A 25,134-nucleotide genomic window follows, 5' to 3' on the forward strand; every position below is an offset into this window, starting at 1 on the left:
ACCGTTTTTCGTTTCCATGTACCCCTATACAATTCAATTACAGCAAAATCCCCACCCGCACGAAACGCCGAAATTCTGTCAGGATGGCTTTTTATTTAACGAAGCCGAGCATCTTCGACAACAGAACAACGGTCAATTTTATCTCTTAACGGCCCTCAATCAGGATACGCAACAAACCGAAGCCCGATGCGCTTTTTTCGTTCAGTCCGATCAGGCGATGAGCCCACTGGCAGCTCCTTTTGGCTCGATTGAGTTTGCGCAGAAATTGCCAGAATCCATTCTGAGTAGTCTTATCCATACGCTCGTCGAAACGACTCGTATGGCCAATGTGCGTCGGTTACGCATTGTCAATTACCCATATTGTTATGCGCCCGAACAGGTCCAGCGATTAGAAAATCAGTTAAAACAACACGGTTTTGGGTTAACCGAGGCCAATCCAAATTCCTTTTTGTCGATTACCAATCAACAGTTTACGGATGTAATTGCACCCGCCGAACGTCGGCGACTTCGTAAATGCCAGGAAGTTGGATTCCAATTTAAACAATGGGAATCACCTGAGGTCGGGCCTATCATCACATTTCTACAGAAGAATCGACAAGTGAAAGGGTATCAACTTACGATTTCTCCCGAACGATTGGTAAACCTATTCCATGATTTTCCCGCTCAATTTATCGTTTTCACGCTCCAAGATGGGGATAAACTTATCGCACTGACCATTACGGTTCGAGTACGTGAGGATATTTTGTATAGCTTTCTACCCGCTTCTTGTCCAGATTATAATTCCTATAGCCCAATGGTAATGTTAACCGATGGAATTTTTAGCTATTGCCAAAACCAATCCATTCGATTGCTCGATTTGGGTGTTTCGCTCGATGCGAATCGTCGGCAAAAGCCAAATTTGATGCGTTTCAAGCGGAACTTAGGTGCACAGGAATCGCCAAAGCAAGTTTTCGAAAAGGTTCTATAGCTCAGTCGAGAGGCAGTCTGTCTGCTATTTTCTTCGTTATTTTGCCTGAAAAAGAGCTCGGTTTAAGGAGCCAACAGCATGATTGAAGCTGGATTTAATTCGGTTACCCGATTTCTGACTGAGTTGATGGCCTCATTGGTTTCACTACTAAAAGTAATGATTCGTGGACGCCATACAACTCGATTGCCCGCCCGACAGTTGCCGATTTGTTCGGTATTGGGAAATGGACCTTCCCTGAATGAATCGTTGGCTACTCAATTTGATTTCATTCGACAAACCGAAATTGTCTGTGTCAATAACTTCGCCCACGCCGATATTTTTACTCGTTTGCGCCCACAAAACTACGTCATCTCCGATCCAAACTACTTCGTTTTCACTGAACAAACCACCGATCGGGACGACATTCGACAAACCTTATCCGTTTTCATAGAAAAGGTAGATTGGCCAATGACTTTGTACGTGCCGCATTTCGCTAAAGGTTCGTATGTGATTAATCAAATTGATCGTGGGAATCCCCAGATCCATATCATATACTTTAATTACACAGTTGTACGTGGATTCCGCTGGTTGGTTTATCGATTGTATGCCTGTGGGTTTGGCATGCCTCAAGCACAAACAGTCATTATCACAGCATTAGCATTGATGATTAACCGAAAATTTAACCAGATCTATTTGTTTGGTGCCGATACATCCTGGCATGAACAAATTCGCCTGAATGATCAGAATCAATTACTTATCAAGCAAATACACTTCTACGATAAGCCGAAAGACGTAACCCACCAGCCAGTATATTCCGATGTACAGCGTCAACGCACATTTTCGATGGCATCGCAATTTTTATCCTTTCACAAAGTATTTCGAGGTTACGAAGTCCTGCGCGATTACGCTGACTACCAGGGAGTTAAAATTCTGAATGCCAGCGCCAAAAGCTACATCGACGCCTTTGATCGAGCCACTTTGACAGAGTCAGTCGACCGTACATAATCCCTTTTGCTATTTAGTTAAAAGTTTTCTTTTCGGTTTATTTTCTATCTATTCCAGTGCCAACTCATAAGTTGAAGAGCAAAGACAGGGTATAAACTTATTTTTCTTCTTTCTTCGTTACTTATTCAGGGTCAATAACCTAATGGTTTCCGTGTACCTTTGGGGCATCATTACTCTTTTTCGTTTAGAAGCCTTTCAGCAGCTTCATTTTCATTTTGCATAACTTTTTACAGTTCAGATGATTACTAATTCTGGCCTTGATTTAACAAATAAATCTCTTTTGATTACAGGTGGTACGGGTTCTTTCGGCAAAAAGTTTGTCGAAATGGTTTACCAACGCTACCCCGATATTAAACGAGTAGTCATTTACTCGCGCGACGAGCTGAAACAGTTCGAGATGTCGCAACATTACCCACAGTCGAAGTACAAATCCATCCGGTTTTTTATTGGCGATGTACGTGATAGCGAGCGACTTAAGCGAGCCTGCGAAGGTATCGATATTATTATTCATGCAGCTGCACTGAAACAGGTGCCGGCCGCTGAATATAACCCAATGGAATGCATTAAAACCAATGTATTCGGTGCCGAAAATGTAATCAATGCCGCTTTAGACAATGGCGTACAGCGCGTTGTGGCCCTTTCGACAGATAAAGCAGCGGCACCCATTAACCTCTACGGAGCTACGAAACTCTGCTCGGATAAGTTGTTTGTAGCGGCCAACAACATGAAAGGTAAGCGCGATTTACGATTTTCAGTAGTTCGCTACGGAAACGTGATTGGCTCGCGGGGATCAGTTGTTCCGTTCTTTTTGGATAAACGAAAAGAAGGCGTTTTGCCGATTACGCACCCCGATATGACTCGTTTCAATATCTCGCTCGAAGAAGGGGTTGAGATGGTTTTTCATGCGCTGGAACACGCCTGGGGTGGTGAAATTTTTGTACCGAAGATTCCTTCGTATCGAATCACCGACGTAGCCACTGCCATCGGCCCCAACTGCGAACAGAAGCTGGTCGGCATCCGTCCCGGTGAAAAGCTGCACGAGGAAATGATTACCGAAACCGATTCGCTCAACACCGTCGAAACGGCTAAGTATTATGTCATTACGCCCTCTACACCAACCTGGAACATCGACGATTACATGAAAGCCTTCGACGGAAAACTGGTTGAAATGGGTTTCAAATACAATTCCGGCACCAACACCGACTGGCTCAACGTCGATCAACTACGCGAGCAAATCCGGGAACACGTCGATCCTACTTTTTCGGTGTAAAATGGTCAGCCTATCTGCATGAATTAAGTATGAATCAACCCATTCCATACGGTCGTCAGCATATTACCGACGAAGATATTGCTGCTGTAGCCGAGGTATTACGCGGACCATTCCTGACTCAGGGGCCACATATCGCTGAATTCGAGAAAGCCTTTGCTGCCTATATTGGTTGTCAATACGCCATAGCCGTGGCCAACGGAACAGCCGCGCTTCATCTGGCCTGTATGGCACTCGGCGTTACCGAAGGTACTCGCGTTATTACGACGCCCATTACCTTTTCGGCATCGGCTAATTGTGTTCGCTATTGCGGTGGAGAAGTCCATTTCGCAGATGTCGATCCGGGTACGGCATTACTGGATAGTAACGCTGTTCGGGCGTTGCTGGAACAGCATCCAAAGGGCTATTTTTCTGGAATCATTCCAGTCGATTTCGCCGGTTACCCGGTTGACCTAAGCAGTTTTCGGAAATTGGCTGATGAGTACGATTTGTGGATTCTGGAAGATGCCTGTCATGCGCCGGGCGGTTCGTTTACAGATAGTCAGGAAATTGAACACCGCTGTGGTGACGGATCACTGGCGGAATTAGCCATTTTCAGTTTTCATCCGGTAAAGCATATCGCAGCTGGCGAAGGTGGCATGATTACTACGAACGACGAAGCTCTTTACAAACACTTGCTTCGGCTTAGAACCCACGGAATTACGAACAAGCCAGCCGAATTTACAGATCCTTATCTGGGTGAACCTGAACGTGGTGGCTGGTATATGCAATTGCAGGAGTTAGGCTATAACTACCGGCTAACCGATATGCAGGCCGCGCTGGGAACGAGCCAGTTACTGCGTGTCGATAGTATGTTTGCCCGACGCCAGGAAATTGCCCGACGTTATGACGATGCCTTTGCCGGAACCGTTATTACAACGATAATTCCAGCAGCCAGCGAGCTTCATGCATACCATCTATACGTCATTCAGGTTGATGATCGAAAAGGGTTATACGATTTCCTGCGGACGAAAAATATCATGGCGCAGGTGCATTACATTCCGGTTCATCTAATGCCTTATTATCAGCAGTTTGGTTGGAAACCCGGCGATTTTCCTCACGCTGAACATTACTACGCCCGCTGCCTGAGCCTGCCGATGTTTCCAACGTTGACAGATGCCGAACAGGAATACGTAATAAATTCGATTAACGAGTTTTTCGCCTTATGAGTGCTGTCGCCATCATCACGGCAAGAGGTGGCAGTAAACGGATTCCTCGTAAGAACATCCGCCCTTTTCTGGGGAAACCAATTATTGCTTACGTGATTAAGGCTGCGCTGGCATCTGGCTTATTCGACGAGGTAATGGTCTCTACGGATGACGAAGAAATTGCCGCTATTTCCAGGCAATATGGCGCTTTAGTACCCTTTCTACGACAGCCCCAAACGTCCGACGATTATGCCATAACTGCCGATGTTTTGCAAGAAGTACTGGATCAGTACGGACAACAGGGACGTTTTTTTGAGTATGCATGCTGCCTCTACCCCACTGCGCCATTTATCAAACCTGATTTGCTTAAACGCGCCTTTTCGACGCTGAATCAAAAGTCATTCGATACTGTGTATCCAGCTCAACCGTTTAGTTTTCCAATTCAGCGGGCAATCCGATTACGGGACTCCAGTGTAGAGTGGTTCCAGCCTGAACACGCATTGACACGCTCGCAGGATTTGGAACCGGCGTACCACGATGCCGGTCAGTTTTATTTCTTTCGGGTGGCAAACTTCCAGCAGAAACGTCGGTTAATCACTGACAATTCGGGAGCTATTGTTATTTCTGAAATGGACGCCCACGACATTGATAATGAGATTGATTGGCAAGTTGCCGAACTTAAATATAAAGTGATGAGTGATGAACGATAAGTGATAAATCCCCAATTCGCACTCATCATCCATCATTCATCCTTCATCACTACTTATGAGTCGACTTGTTTTTCGGGCTGACGGAACTGCACAAATTGGTCTGGGTCACGTGATGCGCTGCCTGGCGCTGGCCCAGATGCTAAAGAGTGATTTCGAGCTCTATTTTGCCATTATTGAGCCGCCACTAGCTGTTCGTACAGTGCTTGAAAATGTAGAATTGACCGTTATTCCACTTCCAAATACTGATTCTCAAAGCGCATTTTTAGAGCAAATCGAGTCGGATGACATTGTCGTGTTGGATGGTTATTCGTTTGACGAATCATTTCAGCAATCCGTCCGCACCCGTGCTAAAAAGCTGGTATTTATTGACGATTTAGTTACAGGTCATCAGGTTGCGGATGTAGTCATCAATCATGCAGGTGGAGTTGAAAAATCAGATTACGATGCAGAGCTGTATACACAGTTTTATCTAGGCCCACATTACGCACTACTACGGCCGGAATTTCTAAAGCCTGAAGGCTTCGGCCAAACACCGTCCAATGGACCTATTTTCGTCAGTCTAGGCGGCACCGATCCGAATAACCTGTCCTTGGCCGTTCTGGAAGCAATTCGAAAAGTCGACGCTACCTTATCGGTACATCTTGTTTTGGGTCCTTTACAGGCTCATCGAAAGACAATCGAAGCCTTCCAGGATCAGCTTCCGAATCTGATTATTATGGATAGTCTGAATGCTAGTCAGATGGTTGCTTTACTCCAACAATGTAGCCTGGCGATTACGGCTTGCAGTACAATCAGCTATGAAGTTTGTGCTATCAATCGCCCGTTGATTGCCGTCGTTACCGCCGATAATCAGACGCGATTAGCGAAATTCTTATCGGAAGACAAACTGGCCATTTTGGTCAATTTTCCGACTATGCTGACGCGCCTAACACCCATTCTGACTTTAGATAATATGGTAAAATCAGCCATTCAGGTAGCTCAGTCGTCGCCAGAAATCGTTGCTAATTCACTCAGAAACCAGCGTCGCTTTTTCGATGGTCGCTCTCCGGAGCGGCTTCGTGCACTTTTTCAAAAATTAAGTGCTTACTTGTGAATGACGTTTGCGCTACGCCTATGCTTACCTACCGAACCGCTCAACTTTCTGATACTCGACTTTATTTCGACTGGACGAATGATCCGGCTACCCGACAGCAATCGTTCAATTCAGCGCCTATTTCGTTGGAAACGCATACGGCTTGGTTTACGCGTAAGTTAACTGATCCGAATGCGCTGCTGCTCGTTTTTTCAGACGAAGCTAATCAGCCTGTTGGACAAGTACGCTTCGAACGAATGCCCGTTGCCGATATGCCAGACGAAATTATTATCAGCGTTTCGGTTGATGCTAAACAGCGCGGGAAAGGGCTGGCTTCACAACTCATTCAGCAGGGATGCGCTATTTGCCAGAAACGCTGGGAGGCCGTAGCCATTCATGCGTACATCAAACCTGAGAATCAGGCTTCCATCAACGCCTTCCAACGGGCAGGTTTCAGATTGTCGGGTGAAAGCGGTAAATTTGGGGGTTCTGCTTTGCTTTACCTTAAAACCTTTTAGGTATAAGTGCGCTAAAAGGTTTACTGATTATGAGACAAGATCAACCGATTCAGGTTGCCCATTATACCATTAGTCCGACGCATCGTCCGTTTGTTATTGCTGAGATGTCGGGCAATCACAACCAATCGCTGGAACGTGCTCTGGAAATTGTGGATGCCGTAGCGGATGCGGGTGCTCACGCGCTCAAACTCCAAACGTATACGCCCGATACCATTACGTTCAATGGAGCATCCGAAGAGTTTTACATTCGGGATACCAAGTCGCTCTGGGCCGACAAGAATCTATACAAACTCTACGCTGAAGCGTATACGCCCTGGGAATGGCACCAGCCGATTTTTGAACATGCTCAAAAGCGGGGCATGATTGCCTTTAGTTCACCATTCGATACAACTGCCGTCGATTTTCTGGAATCGCTCGATGTGCCTTTGTATAAGATTGCGTCGTTTGAAAACACTGATCATATTCTGCTAAAAAAAGTAGCGCAAACGGGCAAACCCGTCATTATGAGTACGGGCGTCGCTTCCGTAGCCGACCTCTACGAATCGGTAAAAGTACTCCGGGCGAATGGCTGTAAAGACCTTATCCTACTAAAATGTACCAGTACGTATCCCGCAACGCCCGAAACAACGAATCTGCTCACAATCCCGCACATGCGTCAGTTATTTGACGTACCTGTCGGTCTTTCAGATCATACGATGGGCATTGGGGCCGCTGTGGCTGCCGTAGCATTAGGAGCCGTTGTATTAGAAAAACACGTTACGCTTCGCCGGGCTGATGGCGGTGTTGATTCAGCCTTTTCGCTGGAACCGGATGAATTGAAGAAGCTAGTTATCGAAACTGAGCGAGCGCAGTTAGCGATGGGCCAGGTGAGTTATACGCTAACGCCGAAAGAAGAAAAAAGTCTGCAATTTAAGCGGTCGCTTTATGTGGTGCGCGACATGAACGAAGGTGACGAATTTACTTCCCACAATGTTCGTAGTATCCGCCCAGCCAACGGATTGCACACCCGTTACTACGACACCATCATCGGCAAAACCGCTTCAACCAACATTCCAGCCGGTACTGCGCTGGGGTGGCATTTAATTTCGAATGACTGAATTGTTGAATGATTGAATGAAAACTGTGCGTCAGCTATTCAATCATTCAACCACTCAATCATTCAATCATTGTTAAAATGGGTATTATTAAGCGCCAGGCTATAGCTGGTTCACTTGTTTCTTACATCGGCGTAGCGATTGGGTTTGTAACCCAGAGCCTGCTCGTTCCTCACCTGCTTACGAAGGATCAAGTTGGGCTGCTTGGGCTATTGTCGAGTCTGGCACTGGTGCTGGCTCAGTTTGCCAATCTGGGTATTAATGGGGCAGGTGGACGATATTTTCCTTATTTCCGAGACACCAAACGTCAGCATAATGGCTACCTGCTACTAGCCTGTAGTCTCTCGGCTATTGGTCTGATATTAGCCGCCAACCTATTGTTCTGGCTGCGTCCGTGGGTAGTAGAGCAAAACAGCGCGAAATCAGCGCTGTTCGTCGATTATTATTATTGGCTCCTGCCACTCACCTTCTTCATCGTTTATTTCTACATTTTCGACATCTACGCTAAGCTTCTGTATGCGACCGTTTTAGGAACATTTCTACTAAACGTCGTGCAGCGATTGGGCGTCCTGGCCGCCGTTATTGTTTACGGACTTAAACTGGTCGATTTTCAGACATTCATGGTCGTCTGGCTGCTGTCATACGCGTTACCGATGGTACTGATGATGTTTGAAGTTTGGCGAAAACATGGTCTGTGGCTTCGTCCGCGTTTCCTGTCCGTCACGAAAGAGCTTCGTCGGAACTTAGCCCGCTATGCGCTGCTGACACTAGCAACCGGCTTATCTTCCCAAATCATCTGGACAATCGACCGGGTGATGCTCAATAACGACCGAGGGTTGGAGGATACTGGCGTTTACAATATTGCTTCCTATTTTGCTTCCGTCATTATGCTTCCAGCAACGGCATTATATAAAGTAGCAGGTACCGTTATTGCCGACTCCTGGAAAACGAACGATCTACAAAACATTGAAACCATATACCGAAAAAGCTGCCTTAATCAATTGATTATCGGCGGATTAGTCTTTGTCGGAATAGCCGCAAATATTCCAAACGTATTCCAGTTTCTTCCCAAAGGCTACGAATCCGGTACGACGGTTATTTTATGGCTCGGATTGGGGAAATTAATCGATATGTCGACCGGTACGAATGGCTTGATTCTGACAACTTCGCGTTATTATGCCTACGATTCTGTGTTTTTTGTGGTATTGATTTTCATTACAATCGGCCTGAATAAATACCTGATTCCGCTTTATGGGATGGAAGGAGCAGCAATTGGCGCGGCTATTTCCACTTTACTATATAATGGTGCCCGGACGCTGTTTGTCTGGTATAAATTTAACTTACAGCCGTTTACCTGGCATAACATAGCCATTCTTGCGCTTATAGGCGGTGTATGGTGGCTGGCAACGTTAGCTCCTTATCATACAGGACTTTGGCCTGCCGGAATCGACATTGCTATCCGATCTACAGCGATAACCGTTGTATTTTTGGGCGTAATTTATGGTCTACGACTGTCACCGGATATGAATGATCTTTTTGACGGTGCTCGTCGACGGGTTCGGACATTCTTCTAATGCGTTGGGAAATTAACTCCCTGCATTAATTCACAGCATAATGATTACTTACCAGCTATGAAACAGACCCTTATAAAGATTTTTGGTCGAGATACGCTTTTCAATATCCGTAAATCGCGGGTTGTCAATTTCTTCCCACGGGTTAAACGGGCAGCGAGTTTGTATAACTACCGCTATGGCCAGATTCTTCGCTGGGGATTCACATCGCGTGAGGATACGAATTATACGTACGAACTCACCGAAATAAGCATGCTGAATCTGATTCATACCATAGCGGTTGTAGCCGATGTTACCCCACAAACCGTACAGGCGCTCATCGAAGAAGTGCAATCCGATGAGGTTCTGCGCCAGCATGTGTTGACCAAAACGAGAAATTCACAGTATCGGCGCATTGCCGATGAGCGGGTTGAGTTTGGCCGCCGATTGGGTTGGTATGCAATGGTTCGTATTATGAAGCCAGCCGTCGTCATAGAAACCGGTGTTGACAAAGGATTAGGTGCGGTTTTGCTATGCTCGGCACTTCTTCGCAATCGAGCTGAAGGGCATCCGGGTCGTTATTATGGTACTGACATTGCCGTTCGGGCTGGGTATCTGCTGGATGGACCTTATAAAGAAGTTGGCGAAGTACTGTATGGCGATTCGCTTGAAAGTTTGCGCGCCTTCAAACAGCCAATTGATCTGTTCATCAACGACAGCGATCATTCGGATCGATACGAACACGATGAATACCAGGTCGTTTTACCAAAGCTGAGTCCGAAAGGTGTAATTCTGAGCGACAATGCGCACTTAACCAGCGCCATAGCTAAGCTCTCGCTTGACGCAGGCCGTAAATATATTTTCTACCCTGAAGTCTCGAAAGATCACTGGTATCCGGGGGCTGGCATTGGATTTTCTTACACGTAGTGGTCCACTTGAAGTTTTTTGTTCTGCTGACCGGTCCGCCGGACAAAAAGTTTCTTACAAAGAACTTAATAATTGTTTCTATCACTGAGGCCAATCACTATCCGAATTATCACCTACAACAATGTGGTTTTTTCGATTTTTATTTACAGAAACGGCTCGACTGTTACGTTCGGTAGAAGGTCGGCGATTGCTGTGGCTGGCGCTTCGGTACGGCGATCTGCCGCGTAGTCAGCCGACCGATATTACGTTTGGATCGTACCGATTTCGAGTGCCTGATGCCCTGTCGTTCGTTTGGCAATACCGGGAAATTTTTGTGGATGAATTTTACAAATTCACTACCACTAATACTGCGCCCGTCATTTTCGATTGTGGAACAAACGTTGGCACTAGTGTGCTCTACTTTCACCAGCAGTATCCGAGCGCTAAAATTGTTGCTTTTGAAGCCGACGAGCAAATCAGTGCCATCTTACAGGAAAACCTACGTCAGAATCGCATTTCTAACGTTGAGGTGATTACAAAAGCGGTCTGGACCAGTGAGGAAGGAATTTGGTTCGGGAGTGACCAAGCCGATTCAGCGTCGATTTTCTCAAAAACAGACCGGAAGCTAGTCCCTTCTCTTCGCTTGCGGGATAAGTTATTGCAGGAAACCCGAATCGATATGCTCAAAATGGATATCGAAGGTGCTGAAACGAGTGTGCTTACTGATTGTCACGATGCATTGGCACATGTGCAAAATCTGTTCGTTGAATTTCATGCCTACCTTGGTCATTCACAAACCTTGGCCGACGTAATAAAAATCCTGGAAGACAGCGGCTTTCGATATTACATTAACACCAGTCAGTACCGCCATGCACCCTTAGTTAATCACCGCTACAAAGGCAACGACAGCATGGATTTACAATTGAATATCTTTGCGTATAGGAAATAGTCAATAGTCACGACTATCGGCTGACGACTCTTTTTATGATCGATAAAATTCTTTCTCGCCCTGAGTTTCAAACTGAACCGCCTATTTTGGTGGATATTGGCGCATCAGGGCAATTACATACACGCTGGAAAGCATTTGCCAAATACGCAGTGTGCATTGCCTTCGATGCCGACGATCGCGATTTTGGCTATGTCGAGAGCGAGTCGAGTCATTTTCGAAAGCTTTACACCTTCAATCATATTGTTACAGAGACAGATACGGAAACGGCTGACTTCTACCTGACCGAATCGCCCCACTGTTCCAGTCTGCTCAAGCCACGGCCTGATCTGATTCAGGAATATGCGTTTGCGCCAAAATTTGAACCGACCAAAGTTGTTCAGCTCAAAACGCGTAGTCTTCGATCAACACTCGATAGTCTGAATATTGGGCAAGTTGACTGGTTTAAAACCGACTCACAGGGGACTGATCTTCGGTTGTTTCGTAATCTCGGCGACGACCGCGCCCGGCACGTTTTGACAGCTGAATTTGAACCGGGAATCGCTTCGATCTATGATGGCGAAGACAAGCTATATAAAGTGTTGCAGTTTATGGAAGAAACGGGTAGCCATTGGCTCGCTGAACTCATTCCGAAAGGTTCGCCCCGGATTACCCCTGCCCTACTGGATAGTTTTTCGAGTAACTCGCTCGTGAAAAAGTTTGTCTTGTTTTCGCTGAAAAACAGTGCTGTTTGGGGCGAAATGACCTACCTGAATCGGTTCGCCGATGACGCTACGCTTACCCAACGGAACCTGCTTTTAGGCTGGGTATTTGCTACGACGCTCAAGCAACATGGCTTTGCGCTGATTTTGACGCAAAAAGCGAAAAGCCGGTTTACTGACCCAATCTTCTCCGAGATGGAATCCTATTCTCGTCGGCGAATCTGGGGACGAGTTTTTGGTATTGGTTTCTGGCCTGAAGTCGTTAAAAAATTCGATAAATTTCTGGGGCGTTGAGAGTTACGCATCTAAGTACCTACCATCTGTTTGGCGGTGCGGCCGTAGCCGCAAACCGACTTCATCGGGCTTTGCAAAAACAAATCTGGTCGGGCGTTCCCGTCGAAAGTACGATGCTGGTTGGTACGGCAAATCGGCTGGAAAAACATAAACCCGATCCTGGCGTCTCGTACTTAGCCAATAATTTTCTAGCTGAGCAAACGGCGTTTGGGCGGTTCGTTGCCGAACGACTTTACTTTCTCCCTCACGAACGCGACAATTCCGTACGTTTTCAATTTTCACCTGCCAGATTTGGTGCAAATCTCAACTTTCATCCGGCGATTCAGCAGGCTGATATACTGCATTTGCACTGGATCAATTTTGGGTTTTTATCCATCGATGGTTTACAATCACTGTTCAACTTAGGGAAGCCAATCGTCTGGACGTTACATGACCAATGGGCGTTTACAGGTGGATGCCATTATTCGCGCGGCTGCGATCATTTTTTAAGCTATTGCCATCAATGCCCGTATCTGAAAAAACCGGCTGAGTACGATTTATCCAATCGGGTATTTGAACATAAAAAGCGAGTTTTTGGTACCGCTAAGGTGCATTTTACTCCTCCTAGCCAATGGTTGGCAACCGAGGCTCAGCGAAGTACACTTTTGCGTGAGTTTCCTTTTAGCGTGATTCCATACGCCATCGATCAACGTATTTTCAGACCAATTGAACAAGCGGAAGCTAATACGCGCCTTAGCCTTCCCGACTCGGATCGATTAACTAGTGGACCACTTCGTTTGCTATTCGGTAGCGCTAACGTGACTGATTCTCGAAAAGGTTTCAAGTATTTCGCAGAAGCCTTACAACTTCTACATCAGCAATTTCCTGATCTGAGGCCCGAAATTCTGGTGTTTGGCAAAGGAAGGTCTTATTTATTCAATGAATTACCTTATCCCATAAGACACCTCGGCCTTTTAACTTCTGAAGATGATATTGTAGCCGCTTACAATGCTGCGGATGCAATGATTGTACCTTCATTAGAAGATAACTTACCGAACACAGTCATCGAAGCCTTAGCCTGCGGAACGCCAGTCGTTGGATTCCGGACAGGCGGCATCCCCGAAATGATTGATCACGAGGAAAACGGCTATCTGGCTGATATCGGTTCAGCGCAACAATTGGCTGATGGAATCGCCTTCATCCTAACGCACGAGAATCCCGAAACCCTGCGAAAGAACGCACGCCAATCCGCCGAAAATCGTTTCTCCGAAGAAGTCGTTGCCAGACAACATATTGAACTGTACCAAAAACTAATGAGCGAACGAGTAATTGAGTAAAACATGCCCACTGTATCCATCATTACGATAACATACAACGCTGAGCGGTTTTTAGAACGCACGATTCGGAGTGTTTTGGCTCAGCAAGCGACTGATTTTGAATATATTGTGATCGATGGAGGCTCAAAAGATGGAACACTGGCGATTATTAAGCAGTACGAAAAGGCTATTACTGACTGGATTTCGGAGCCTGATAAAGGATTGTACGATGCCATGAACAAAGGCTTACATCGAGCCAAAGGTGACTATGTCTGGTTTATGAATGCGGGGGATGAACTCTATGATTCAACTACACTCGCGAATCTCCTGAATCGAATAAAAACAACCCATGCGGATGTGTATTATAGCGATGCGCTGTTCGTTCAGGACGATGGAACTCCGATCGGATTACGAAGCCAGGTGACTCCGCATACGTTACCTCGTCAATTGACCTGGCGCGATATGGCTCTCGGCATGAAGGTATGCCATCAGGCATTTGTCGCTAAACGGAGTATTGCGCCAGATTATCCGATTTATAACTTGAGCGCTGATCTGGATTGGGAAATTCGTTGCCTGAAGAATGCCCGGAAAATCGAATTGCTGCCGTTTGTTCTGTGTAAATACCTTGTAGGTGGTTTATCCGTTCAAAAACATCGTCAATCCTTACTTGACCGATTTAAGGTATTAGTCAACCACTTTGGTTTGCTAACAACACTATATAATCATGTTCGAATTTTGGCCAGAGCCCGTCGATTTCAAAACCAGAATTCGCCGAAGGTTTTGATTGAGGGAAATAAGCATTCGTAAACCATACCCCCGGAAATCTTACAAACAGGAAAGTGCCAATTATACTATTTTGTGAAATTTAATTGAAACAAAGGGATAATTGCCAACGGAATGCCTTTAGATTGTGAAATGAGGATAAATTTGCGGGGTTTATTGTGATACCACCTGACCTTTTTGTGAAATTCCGTTAAAAAATTGTTCTAACCTATGAAACGAATAGCTGTTTTTACCTCGGGTGGCGACGCACCGGGTATGAACGCCTGTATCCGGGCCGTTGTCCGGGGGGCGGTCTATCACGGAATCGAAGTGTTCGGTATCCGCCGGGGGTACAGCGGAATGATAAACGGCGATATTTTTCAGATGACTTCGCACTCGGTAAGTAATATCGTACAGCGTGGAGGTACGATTCTGAAATCGGCTCGCAGTAAAGAATTCATGACGCCTGAAGGACGTGCTAAAGCTTACGAGCAACTCAAAAAATTCGACATCGAAGGACTGGTTGCGATCGGCGGTAATGGTACGTTTACGGGCGCAACGCTTTTCTACGATGAGTATGGCATCCCAACCGTTGGCGCACCGGGAACCATCGACAATGATTTGTACGGCACTGACTATACGATTGGGTTCGACACAGCCGTAAATACCGCGCTGGAAGCCATTGATAAAATTCGCGATACAGCCGACTCCCACGACCGAATTTTCTTTATTGAAGTGATGGGCCGCGATTCGGGTTATATCGCTATTCAATCGGGGATTGCCGGTGGTGCTGAAATGGTAATGGTGCCCGAAGTACTCACTCCAATTTCAGAAGTGGTCGAAACGCTTCGATCGGGCTGGAGCCGCCAGAAATCATCCTCTATCGTTGTGATTGCTGAAGGCGAAGAAGCAGGAAATGCAACCGAGATTGCGGAGAAAATTCGACAACAGGTAGCTTCTGACATCGACATGCGGGTGACAACGCTAGGCCATATTCAGCGGGGCGGTATTCCAACTGCCTACGACCGGATTTTGGCTAGTCGTCTGGGCCTGGGAGCTCTGGAAGGATTAATGAATGGCGAGAAAAACGTGATGGCCGGCATCGTTAATAACGAGCTGGTTTATACGGCATTCCGTGATACGATACGACTTCCTAAGCCGATTAATGAGGATTTACTTCGGATGGTAAAGATTCTATCTGTTTAATGCTGAATGGTTGAATGATAGAATTTTAGTGATTCAATCATTCAACCATTAAATATACCCCATCACACTATAGGTCGTGTAACCAATTAGTTCACGAACCAGGAAATACGCGTTGAACATGGCTTCTTCGCGGGGTAACAACCACTCTCCCGGCAAAAACGATCGTTTGGTGCTTAAAAAACTGGTTGGAAATGGGCTTACGGTAATACCTTCCTTCTGAAAACAGGCAATCGCTCTGCGCATATGCCAGCCAGAGGTAATCAATACACAGTGTTGCAGATGGAATTGTTGCTGAAGCATACGTGCTGTAAATTGTGCATTTTCATGCGTATTCCTGGCTTTGTTTTCCAACACAATATCCTCTGGCCGAACGCCTGATATACGTAGATACTGAGCAATCTCCTGGCCCTCATCACGAACATTTTCAGGACGAAATGGTAGATTACCCGGTCCGCCACTAATCAGGATCTTCTGCACGCTACCGATTTTATAAAGGTAGACTGCCTGAGCAGCTCTGTCCGCTTCCCGACTCAACAGGAACCGTTTGTTTGATTTCTGATCTTGTGTTGACGCTGGAATTTCTAGCTGCCCATTAATCATTCCGCCAGTTAGCAAAACGGCAACTTGTGCTGTCGAATCCGAACGAACCGGCACTGGCTGAATCGGATATTCCCACCACAAAGCCAATTCGTTGGTCAGAAACGAGTTGCCGATCAGCCAGAAAAGAATCAATGCGCTCCCGACTAATCGACGACGATATTGGGCATTTTTGGTAAAAAACGCCAGTGATAACACCAACAGCAGCCATCCCGCAGGTGTAAAAAAGTAAGTAATCGTTTTGGAAAAGAAATAAAACATAGACTACAACAGGTGTGGCAAGCGTTTTGTAAGGAATAAGATTGTTTCCGCTTCTTACCGTAAATTTGTCTTTATTCATCTGCGAAGATACGCACCTGTTTGTATGAAAAACCCTCTTCTAACCGCATTGCTTGGCCTGCTTTTATCGCCTGTTGCGTGGGCACAATCAACCGCTGAAAAACCCTCCGACGGTTTCAAAATCACGGGCCGCATCAACGGTTTAAAGGATACGACCTGCATATTAGCTCACTATTTTGGCGCTACGCAGTATATTCCTAAAGACACTGCTCGTGTCGATAAAGCAGGTAATATGGTGTTTGAAGGTAAAAAAAGCCTTCCGCAAGGATTGTATATGGTGGTGGCTCCTACCAAAAATCCATATATCCAGTTTCTGGTAACCGACGATCAGCAATTTTCTTTTGAAACCGATACGGCCAATATCGTTAAAGGAATGAAAGTGACCGACTCAAAAGAAAACGAAGCATTTTATGCGTATCAACAGCAACTTGCCGGTTTTTCGGATGAAGCGCAGGCCATCAATATGCAGAAAAAAATACGTAACGACGCGGTTTCGGTTGCCATGTTCAACAAACAATTAGGGGAACTGCAAAAGAAGGCAAACGACTATCGCAATCAGTTTTTGAAAGACAATAATGGCACATTTGCGGTTAAACTTTTCAAAGCAACTGCTGAACCGGATGTACCAACTGCTCCGAAAGCACCGAATGGCCGACCCGATTCAACCTGGGTGTTTAATTACTTCAAAAGCCACTTCTGGAACGATTTCGATTTCGCCGATGAGCGATTTGTCAGAACACCTATTTTGCAACAAAAAATTGAGCGATATATCAAAGAATTGACCGTTCAGAATCCCGATTCGCTCATTAAAGAAGCCGATTTTCTGGTGAACAAAGCCATCGCAGGAAAAAACAGTGAAGTGAAATATTATACGATCTACTACATCACCAAAGAATACGAACAACCTAAAGTGATGGGTACAGATGGGCTGTTTGTTCACATGTTTGAGAAGTATTACAAAACCGGCATTATGACCGTATCCGATTCGTCGACGCTGAAAAGCATTGGCGAGCGGGTAGCCACATTGAAACCCAATCTGGTTGGTAAAGTACTGGTTCCGCCAGTGGTGAGTGATACCCTCAAACGGCCCATTAATTTCTCAGCCATTAAAGCAGACTATACGGTCGTCTTTTTCTATTCACCAACCTGCGGGCACTGCCGCGAAAGCGCACCAAAAGTGCAGAAATTTGTCGATACGTATAAAGGAAAAGGCATTGAGGTCGTCGCCATCGCTATTGATCAAAGTCCTGAAGAATGGAAGAAATTCATTCGGGAGTTCAAACTGAAGAATGCCATCAACGGCTACGATTTTACCTATCGTACCGATTTCCGACATCAATACGACGTTTGGACGACGCCAACGATCTATGTTCTTGACAAGAACAGAAAAATTATTGCCCGCAAGCTTCCCGTCGAGCAAATGGAAGATTTTATCCTCTTCCACAAACGCCAGCAGGCGAGTGCACAAGCGCCTAAAGGACCAGCCGTTGCCCCAGCCAATGCCAAAGCAAGTGTAAAAAAATAGAAGATTTATAGTATTAGAAATAAGAAGGCCGACGTAGACAATAGTTTGCGTCGGCCTTCTTATTTCTAACAGGGTTCAATCACTTCATTTTCGTTCGTTTGACTAGATACGAAGTCAGAATCTGATCAAAGCCGTTGGCGATGTCGGCTTCAATAAAATCGATTTTATATTGGCCGCAACGCATTTTCAATTCCTGAAAATACGATTTGACAGCTTGTTGGTACGTCTCACGTACCTGTCCTGGCTGGAGTTTTACTTTCTCGCCCGTTTCGAGGTCAATGAATTCGTAGGGCCGCTCATCGAAGGCGAACTCCTCCTCGGTCTTTTTATCGGTGACGTGAAAAACCAATACTTCATGCAGGTTATGGCGTAGGTGCTGAAGTGCAGAAAAGAGTACATCCGCTTTATCTGCATTCTCAAACATATCACTGAAAATAACCACCAGCGACCGTTTATTTATCTTTTCAGCAACCTGATGAATCACATCGGCCGCCGAGGTTCTACGCAACGGTTTTGGTTGCTGCATCAGCAGGTCTAACTGGGTAAACAGCTTATGTACGTGCGACGGAGTTGATTTGGTCGGCGTCTGCAAATCGATCTGATCAGCAAATGTCGTCAGGCTAACTGCATCCTTCTGACGCTGAAGCATATACGCCAGACAAGCAGCCGCCATGACACTGAATGTTATCTTACCGTAATTAGCCTCGGGATAATACATCGAAGAGGACGTATCGACCAATAAATGACACCGTAAATTAGTTTCCTCTTCGTAGCGTTTGACAAACAGCTTTTCCGTTTTTCCAAACACTTTCCAATCAATATGACGGGTCGTCTCGCCTGTATTGTATAACCGATGCTCGGCAAATTCTACGGAGAAGCCGTGAAAAGGCGATTTATGAAGTCCGGTAATAAATCCTTCGACCAACTGCCGGGCCAGAAATTCGACATTACCAAAGGAGCGTACCTGACTGAGGTTGAGAGGCTGTTTCATGTACTCTAAAGAACGAAAGAATGAAATCGGGCGCAAGAATTTATACTCTTTCGCTCTTTGAATATAACGCAAAAACCGAACCGTTCGACATCTCCCACAGGAATTGCACAGGGAGAGGCCGAACGGTTTAGCTAGTAGTATCTAAATCAGTAGATTAGAATGCAGGCTCCAGCATGGGTTGATCATCTACGGGCGCACTGAAGGCCGTAGGAAATAAAGCAATGGGTCGGCCTTTTCCGACAACCCGAAGCGATACATTAGCGATTCCTTTCGACACCATGCCAAGTGCGCGGGCCGCTGCATGAGTCAAATCAATAACACGACCTTTTGAAAAAGGACCCCGATCATTGATTCGTACAATTACGGATCGGTTGTTATCCAGATTGGTAACTTCAACCAATGTGTTGAGTGGAAAGTGGCGATGAGCTCCTTCGAGTGCTTCGGCACTCACTCGCTCACCGTATGCAGTCTTGCGACCATTAAACTTCTTGGAATAAAAAGACGCTTTGCCTTTCTGTATGAGGCTCGGAAGAGCCTCCGCCGATTTCATGTTGCTAAAAAACAACATAAGGGACACGATTAAACTCATACAGCTATTGGTTACGTGAACAAAAAAATAGACGGTCGACGATGCATATATACGTTACGCAGGGTCTCCGTCCCCAAAAAGTGCAATTCCTATTTAACAAATATAGATTAAATGGCCCTATCTACCAAGCATTTACTAAAAAAACTGTAGAATGGCCTCCACACTCTTACTTTATTTTGTGGTTATTATACCCCAAAATATATTTACATACTTTGCTTTTGTTCTTACCTGAATGCCCGTACTTTAGTGGTTGTGAACTGACTAAACCTAACTGATTGTGGACGACAGAGATCGAGAGAAAATCTATTCAAGGCGAGTTCGGGCGGGAAAGCGAACGTATTTTTTTGACGTTAAATCGACCCGTACCAATGATTATTATCTAACTATTACCGAAAGCCGTCGGCATCCGCAGGGCGAAGGTTTCATTTACGAAAAGCACAAAATGTTTCTCTACAAAGAGGATTTCGACAAATTCGTGGAAGCCTTACAGGAAACCGTGGAACATGTGAAAACTGAACTGATGCCTGAAGTCGATTTTGCCCAATTCACACAACGCGAACGCGATGAACAGGACGACTTCGCCAGCGAATTAAAGTGGGAATAACTAGAATTTACACCTGTCAATGTACTGTATGATTTAGACTTTACGCTCGTAAATCCTTCAACATTCGCCCAACCCACCGTTAGCCCTCGGCATCGCGCCGAAGGCTTTTTTTGCGGTCCGCCGTTGGGGATGTATTTTTGCAGAAATCAATGATTGAATTTTGGATAATAGAATGATTGAATAGCTACTGAAAACAAATTATTCAATCATTCTATTATTCGCTCATTCAAAATTATTTATGGGTCTTCAATGTGGAATTGTGGGTTTGCCGAACGTCGGTAAATCCACACTGTTTAATGCGATTTCGAGTGGGAAAGCCGAAGCGGCTAATTACCCATTCTGTACAATAGAACCAAACGTAGGGGTAGTTACTGTGCCTGATGAGCGGTTAGATATCCTCGAGGGACTGGTCAATCCACAAAAAGTGGTCCCGACTATTATCGAGTTTGTGGATATTGCTGGGCTTGTCAAAGGAGCTAGTCAGGGAGCGGGTTTGGGCAATAAATTTCTGGCGAATATCCGGGAAGTAGACGCCATTGTGCACGTCATCCGATGTTTTGAAGATGATAACATCGTGCACGTAGAAGGCAAAGTCAATCCGATTGCGGATAAAGAAATCATTGATGCGGAATTACAACTCAAAGATTTAGAGTCGGTTGACAAGAAAATTCAGAAGATTGCGAAAGCAGCCCAAGTTGGTGATGCCAAAGCCAAAGCCGATCTGGAAATCCTGAAGCAATATAAAACGGCACTGGAAGCCGGAAAGAGCGCCCGAACGGTACAATTGTCTCCCGAAGAACGCGAAGCAGCTATTGGCGATATTTCGCTACTGACTATCAAGCCAGTTATTTACGTAGCGAACGTTGACGAAGGGTCGTTGCCTAACGGAAACACTTATTCAGATACCTTGCGGGATGCGGTAAAAGACGAAGGTGCTGATGTAGTGATTATTAGCGCCGGAATTGAGTCACAGATTGCCGAAATGGAAGACCCAGACGAACGGGAAATGTTCTTGGGCGAATACGGTCTGACCGAATCTGGATTGAGCAAGCTCATCAAAGCTTCGTACAAATTATTGGGCTTAATTACGTATTTCACCGCCGGTGTTAAAGAAGTTCGTGCCTGGACCATCCATCGGGGCTGGAAGGCTCCCCAAGCAGCTGGTGTTATTCACTCTGATTTTGAGAAGAAATTCATCCGGGCGCAGGTCATGAAACTACCCGATTTTCAACAATTTAAAACAGAATCGGGTGTCCGGGAAGCGGGTAAATTAGCCGTTGAAGGGAAAGAGTACGTCGTACAGGATGGCGACATTATGGAATTCCTGCACGGGGCTTAACACTGCGCTGTTTCAGGTTAGTTAGCGCGAATTTTTGTCATGCTGAGGAACGAAGCATCTTAAAACATCCAAACGGATAGATAAGGAAACGTTAAGATGCTTCGTGCCTCAGCATGACAAAAACAACTACTTCCTTTTATTTACCCCCACCCGTCGATAGGCAATCAACTGATCGGCGCGGGATGCGGGTGGGCGGTGATAAACCAGAATCTCGTAGTCATTTTCGGTCGATGAAAAGGCACCTTCAATTAAGTGTTCATCGCTTCGAGGTTGTGCGCCGGTCGTTTTTACGGCGTAATCATAATTGTATACGCCCTGTTTCAACAGGATTGACGCTCGGTACGCACCCAGCAATGCATCGAATTCCATCCGATTGCGATCGTTCAGTTGCCAGAAATTAAACGCGCCGTTTACGTACATCTCTACTCCTGGAATTTCTGGCGTTTTCAAGGTAAAAACCGTTTCAACGTAATCGGCATTAGTAGCTCCATTGCCCGTTTCGCGATGGTCAATGACGAACATACCGTTGAAATCGTCGCTCTGGATATAGACACCCCGATTTCGTGGCTGATCGACCTGTACGTAAACAATATTGCGGTCAGCCGGGCGGTCAATTCGATCAATATAGTTGGCACGCGATAGAATCGTTCGTGTATCGAAAAATCGAAATTCATTTCCTCCTGGCATTGTGTTGCTGAGGTCAATCAGCCTGTATTCGAGCACCTGATCAAATGCCTGTACATTAGTAGGCCGAAGTCCTTGAAGGATCCGATCATCGCGGTAATTCTGCCGGATTACTACTTTGAAATCATCCTGCGGTGAAATCACCTGATAGCCACGATAATTAATCGAAAAGTCAATCTGCTGATCGGTAAACTGACGAGATGGATCACTCGAAAAATGGGCACTAGCCGATACGTTTACCCGATTCTGATACGTCATAAATCGACGCGTTAGAATGATATTATTTCGATTCCGTTCGTCGTAGACGACCAAAATATAATTGCCGGGTAATTTCACTTTAGGAAGCGTGAACTGATAGTGAAAATATGGAACCTTGGTATTTACGGAAATCTGATATTCGGTTATCGGATTGTCGTTGTATTCGTAAGTAAATTCGATATCGTTTAAAATCGATCGCTGCCAATCGGCGTTACAATGCACCAGCCGCGCCCGAAACGAACGATATGTACCGATCAAATCATCAAATTCCAGTACTAAAGGAGTTTGTTCATCCAGCGAAATAATAGGCGGATTTAGCGTCAGCGAGGGATCAAGCAGATTGTTGCTGACTTGCGGAAATAGTAGTACCGTTTGCACCTTCGGGTCATAAATATGATCGATTGTCTGGAGCTGTTGGCCACGTAATGGAAATACAGCTATCCAGCAGAGCGACAGGATCAAAAAGCAAACAGGGTTACGCATAATTGACTTTATTACAAAGAAATTTGGCAAATAACGTTGTGATCGTTAACAAAATCACGTATGATTATGGTCGACTCAACCAAAAACGTACATGGTTAACTACAATACTAAAGAATGGGGTAGATTTCTGATCACCTTTAACCGAGCCGATACAGCCCGCAAGCTACTACCCGTTTTGATAGGAATCGGTTTGTATTCATTTATCGTTGTTCACCTTATCGAGTTATTTGATCTAAGTAGTAACCCACATCTGAAAAACTTTTCGCTCATGCATACGCTGCTGAGCTTTGTGATTTCGATGTTACTCGTGTTTCGCACCAATACAGCCTACGACCGCTGGTGGGAAGGGCGAAAACTTTGGGGTTCTTTAGTCAACAACAGCCGCAATTTTGCGCTGAAACTAGACCCCTTACTAGCCGTCGAACACGTTGAAACGCGTGCGTTTTTTCGGGCTATGATTCCTAATTTCGCCTTTGCGCTAAAAAATCACCTCCGTCAGGAAGACATCAACGCTGAATTTACCGAAACAGCTTCGTTTAGCCTACAGAACTTGCATCTGAACGAACACGTACCGCAACAAATTGCGCTGGCTATGTTTAGCAAGATAAATCAGCTCCAGCGGCAAGACATCTTATTACCTGAGCACCTGATCATACTCAATCCTGAAATTCAGGGATTTATGGACGTATGCGGAGCTTGTGAACGGATTAAAAACACACCCATTCCGTTTTCCTATAGCTCATTTATTAAGAAATTCATTTCCATTTATTGCCTGACGCTTCCCCTTGGCTACGTATCGATACTCCATTATTTAGTTGTTCCGCTGGTTGTATTTGTTTTTTACGTGTTAGGCAGTCTCGAAATTATTGCCGAAGAAATTGAAAATCCGTTTGGTACCGACGACAATGATCTTCCACTCGATACGATCTGTAAAGGCATTCATAAAACCGTAACCCAATCGTTCGATCATACCTTAACCCTCGAACAAGCCGAGCAGGTAGGCCCCCCAAAAACGGGCTTCCGGTATGATAGATAAATTGTAGATAAAGTCACATACCTTCAAATAGACCAATTTGTCCGGCCCGTCGGAATAAGCGGGTGGTAAGGTTTGGGAGTTCTCCATTTTTCAGGTATTTCTGGCAGGCAATGCGGTGCAATTGGGAAATGTTCTCGGCATAATTTCCCTGCCCTGTCATACGGGTTTTGAATCGGGAATCATTCAATTGGCCGCCATGACAATCAGCAATCTGATTCAGCACACGGTCAGCGCGATCAGGAAAGGTTTGATTGAGCCAATCGGTAAAAAGTGGGCCTAACGCTCCGTTTAGCCGGACAATAGTATGACCTGCCCAGCAAGCACCATTGTCGGCAGCAGCTTCAATCAGTTTAGGAATTTCCTGATCATTCAAACCGGGAATAATTGGAGCCGTCATTATACCAACAGGTATACCTGCCTGATGCAGCGTTTTCATCGTTTTCAATCGCTGGCCTGCCGTAACGGTTCGAGGTTCCATCAGCAGACGTAATTCTTCATTCAGTGTTGTAATCGAGATAGCGACATTGACCAGTTTGAGTTTGGCCATCGGCTCCAGAATATCTAAATCCCGGAGAATGAGCGCATTTTTCGTAATAATCCCGACCGGATTTCGGTACTGTAAACAAAGCGTAAGCAGTTGGCGCATGAGTTTATAGGTTCGTTCGGCTGGCTGGTAACAGTCTGTATTACCAGAAAAATGAATCACTGTAGGGCTGTAAGAACGCGACTGAAATATCTTTTCAAGCAGTGTAGGTGCGTTTTTTTTGACCATGATTTTACTCTCGAAATCAAGCCCCGCCGAAAAACCCCAGTACTCATGCGATGGGCGCGCATAGCAATAAATACAGCCATGTTCGCAGCCCTGATAAGGATTAATCGAAGCCTGAAAACCTATGTCTGGGCTATTGGGTCGACTAATAATGTTTTTGGGCGTCTCCTCAAAAAACTGCGTTTTTATCGTTGGTTCGGGAAAATCCTGATCGAACGATTCAGCCGATTGATCGGGTTCGTATTGATGTCGGGCAAACGAATTTGCCGAATTGAATTGCGCTCCTCTGCCTTTTTTATAGTCGCCCATGAGTATACAAGTGAAATGCAATTATATTTTACTTGTATTATATAAACAAAATTTTTCACGCTATTTTATTCAGAAGGACGCCAAAAGGCCGTTGACTAACTCACTAATTTGCCGCAGATTGCAGGAAACTTCGGCCTCATCAGTCAATCTTT

The 25,134-nt window shown here is 45.5% G+C and carries 24 protein-coding genes; 19 read left to right on the top strand and 5 right to left on the bottom strand.

The window, feature by feature from the left end; genetic code table 11:
* Positions 1-16: 16 nt before the first annotated feature.
* From ACYVE4_RS30445 to pfkA, 15 genes are all read left to right on the top strand, one after another.
* Positions 17-967: a GNAT family N-acetyltransferase gene (locus tag ACYVE4_RS30445; RefSeq protein ID WP_461044194.1), complete on the top strand. Its 951-nt coding sequence runs from the start codon at positions 17-19 to the stop codon at positions 965-967.
* Positions 968-1,045: 78 nt separating this feature from the next.
* On the top strand, positions 1,046-1,951 hold the full coding sequence (locus tag ACYVE4_RS30450; RefSeq protein ID WP_461044195.1) for a hypothetical protein: 906 nt from the start codon (positions 1,046-1,048) through the stop codon (positions 1,949-1,951).
* 238 nt (positions 1,952-2,189) lie between these two features.
* Complete coding sequence (gene pseB, locus ACYVE4_RS30455; RefSeq protein WP_461044196.1) at positions 2,190-3,221, top strand: UDP-N-acetylglucosamine 4,6-dehydratase (inverting); 1,032 nt, start codon at positions 2,190-2,192, stop codon at positions 3,219-3,221.
* A 29-nt stretch (positions 3,222-3,250) separates the two neighbouring features.
* Positions 3,251-4,426, top strand: coding sequence for a UDP-4-amino-4,6-dideoxy-N-acetyl-beta-L-altrosamine transaminase (pseC, locus tag ACYVE4_RS30460; RefSeq protein WP_461044197.1), 1,176 nt, complete (start codon positions 3,251-3,253; stop codon positions 4,424-4,426).
* Entirely contained in the window at positions 4,423-5,115 is a 693-nt protein-coding gene (gene pseF / locus ACYVE4_RS30465; protein ID WP_461044198.1) for a pseudaminic acid cytidylyltransferase, read from the top strand. The genes pseC and pseF overlap by 4 nt, the downstream gene beginning before the upstream one ends.
* A 55-nt stretch (positions 5,116-5,170) precedes the next feature.
* Positions 5,171-6,208, top strand: a complete 1,038-nt coding sequence (gene pseG / locus ACYVE4_RS30470; RefSeq protein ID WP_461044199.1) for a UDP-2,4-diacetamido-2,4,6-trideoxy-beta-L-altropyranose hydrolase — start codon at positions 5,171-5,173, stop codon at positions 6,206-6,208.
* Entirely contained in the window at positions 6,205-6,705 is a 501-nt protein-coding gene (locus ACYVE4_RS30475; RefSeq protein ID WP_461044200.1) for a GNAT family N-acetyltransferase, read from the top strand. Before pseG ends, ACYVE4_RS30475 begins: the two co-directional genes overlap by 4 nt.
* Before the next feature lie 29 nt (positions 6,706-6,734).
* Positions 6,735-7,802: a pseudaminic acid synthase gene (gene pseI, locus ACYVE4_RS30480; protein WP_461044201.1), complete on the top strand. Its 1,068-nt coding sequence runs from the start codon at positions 6,735-6,737 to the stop codon at positions 7,800-7,802.
* A gap of 77 nt (positions 7,803-7,879) precedes the next feature.
* Positions 7,880-9,373, top strand: a complete 1,494-nt coding sequence (locus ACYVE4_RS30485; protein WP_461044202.1) for a lipopolysaccharide biosynthesis protein — start codon at positions 7,880-7,882, stop codon at positions 9,371-9,373.
* A gap of 57 nt (positions 9,374-9,430) precedes the next feature.
* Complete coding sequence (locus ACYVE4_RS30490; RefSeq protein ID WP_461044203.1) at positions 9,431-10,276, top strand: class I SAM-dependent methyltransferase; 846 nt, start codon at positions 9,431-9,433, stop codon at positions 10,274-10,276.
* A gap of 121 nt (positions 10,277-10,397) precedes the next feature.
* Positions 10,398-11,204: an FkbM family methyltransferase gene (locus ACYVE4_RS30495; RefSeq protein WP_461044204.1), complete on the top strand. Its 807-nt coding sequence runs from the start codon at positions 10,398-10,400 to the stop codon at positions 11,202-11,204.
* Between the two features lie 35 nt (positions 11,205-11,239).
* Positions 11,240-12,196, top strand: coding sequence for a hypothetical protein (locus ACYVE4_RS30500; protein ID WP_461044205.1), 957 nt, complete (start codon positions 11,240-11,242; stop codon positions 12,194-12,196).
* The gene (locus ACYVE4_RS30505; protein ID WP_461044206.1) at positions 12,193-13,512 is read left to right on the top strand and encodes a glycosyltransferase family 4 protein; all 1,320 of its coding nucleotides are present in this window, start codon (positions 12,193-12,195) and stop codon (positions 13,510-13,512) included. The genes ACYVE4_RS30500 and ACYVE4_RS30505 overlap by 4 nt, the downstream gene beginning before the upstream one ends.
* A gap of 3 nt (positions 13,513-13,515) precedes the next feature.
* Positions 13,516-14,298 (top strand): glycosyltransferase family 2 protein, encoded by a 783-nt coding sequence (locus ACYVE4_RS30510; RefSeq protein WP_461044207.1) that lies wholly within the window; start codon positions 13,516-13,518, stop codon positions 14,296-14,298.
* A 186-nt stretch (positions 14,299-14,484) separates the two neighbouring features.
* Positions 14,485-15,459 (top strand): 6-phosphofructokinase, encoded by a 975-nt coding sequence (gene pfkA, locus ACYVE4_RS30515; RefSeq protein WP_461044208.1) that lies wholly within the window; start codon positions 14,485-14,487, stop codon positions 15,457-15,459.
* Between the two features lie 48 nt (positions 15,460-15,507).
* Here the strand turns inward: pfkA and ACYVE4_RS30520 are convergent, their stop codons facing one another.
* Positions 15,508-16,317, bottom strand: a complete 810-nt coding sequence (locus tag ACYVE4_RS30520) for a YdcF family protein (RefSeq protein ID WP_461044209.1) — start codon at positions 16,315-16,317, stop codon at positions 15,508-15,510.
* 103 nt (positions 16,318-16,420) lie between these two features.
* Between ACYVE4_RS30520 and ACYVE4_RS30525 the strand changes: the two genes are divergently transcribed.
* Positions 16,421-17,920, top strand: coding sequence for a thioredoxin-like domain-containing protein (locus ACYVE4_RS30525; RefSeq protein WP_461044210.1), 1,500 nt, complete (start codon positions 16,421-16,423; stop codon positions 17,918-17,920).
* Positions 17,921-17,999: 79 nt separating this feature from the next.
* Here the strand turns inward: ACYVE4_RS30525 and ACYVE4_RS30530 are convergent, their stop codons facing one another.
* The gene (locus tag ACYVE4_RS30530; RefSeq protein ID WP_461044211.1) at positions 18,000-18,911 is read right to left on the bottom strand and encodes a DUF58 domain-containing protein; all 912 of its coding nucleotides are present in this window, start codon (positions 18,909-18,911) and stop codon (positions 18,000-18,002) included.
* Positions 18,912-19,065: 154 nt separating this feature from the next.
* Positions 19,066-19,500: a septal ring lytic transglycosylase RlpA family protein gene (locus ACYVE4_RS30535; RefSeq protein ID WP_461044212.1), complete on the bottom strand. Its 435-nt coding sequence runs from the start codon at positions 19,498-19,500 to the stop codon at positions 19,066-19,068.
* 277 nt (positions 19,501-19,777) lie between these two features.
* Here ACYVE4_RS30535 and ACYVE4_RS30540 point away from each other — a divergent pair, with 277 nt between their 5' ends.
* Together ACYVE4_RS30540 and ychF are read left to right on the top strand one after the other, a co-directional pair.
* Positions 19,778-20,104 (top strand): DUF3276 family protein, encoded by a 327-nt coding sequence (locus ACYVE4_RS30540; protein ID WP_461044213.1) that lies wholly within the window; start codon positions 19,778-19,780, stop codon positions 20,102-20,104.
* Positions 20,105-20,342: 238 nt separating this feature from the next.
* Positions 20,343-21,443, top strand: a complete 1,101-nt coding sequence (gene ychF, locus ACYVE4_RS30545; protein WP_461044214.1) for a redox-regulated ATPase YchF — start codon at positions 20,343-20,345, stop codon at positions 21,441-21,443.
* 126 nt (positions 21,444-21,569) lie between these two features.
* Here ychF and ACYVE4_RS30550 read toward each other — a convergent pair whose 3' ends face one another.
* Positions 21,570-22,868: a type IX secretion system plug protein gene (locus ACYVE4_RS30550; protein ID WP_461044215.1), complete on the bottom strand. Its 1,299-nt coding sequence runs from the start codon at positions 22,866-22,868 to the stop codon at positions 21,570-21,572.
* Positions 22,869-22,959: 91 nt separating this feature from the next.
* Between ACYVE4_RS30550 and ACYVE4_RS30555 the strand changes: the two genes are divergently transcribed.
* Positions 22,960-23,904, top strand: coding sequence for a bestrophin family protein (locus ACYVE4_RS30555; protein WP_461044216.1), 945 nt, complete (start codon positions 22,960-22,962; stop codon positions 23,902-23,904).
* Between the two features lie 13 nt (positions 23,905-23,917).
* Here ACYVE4_RS30555 and ACYVE4_RS30560 read toward each other — a convergent pair whose 3' ends face one another.
* Positions 23,918-24,982, bottom strand: coding sequence for a PA0069 family radical SAM protein (locus ACYVE4_RS30560; protein ID WP_461044217.1), 1,065 nt, complete (start codon positions 24,980-24,982; stop codon positions 23,918-23,920).
* Positions 24,983-25,134 lie beyond the last annotated feature (152 nt).

This window comes from Spirosoma harenae (assembly GCF_054776975.1).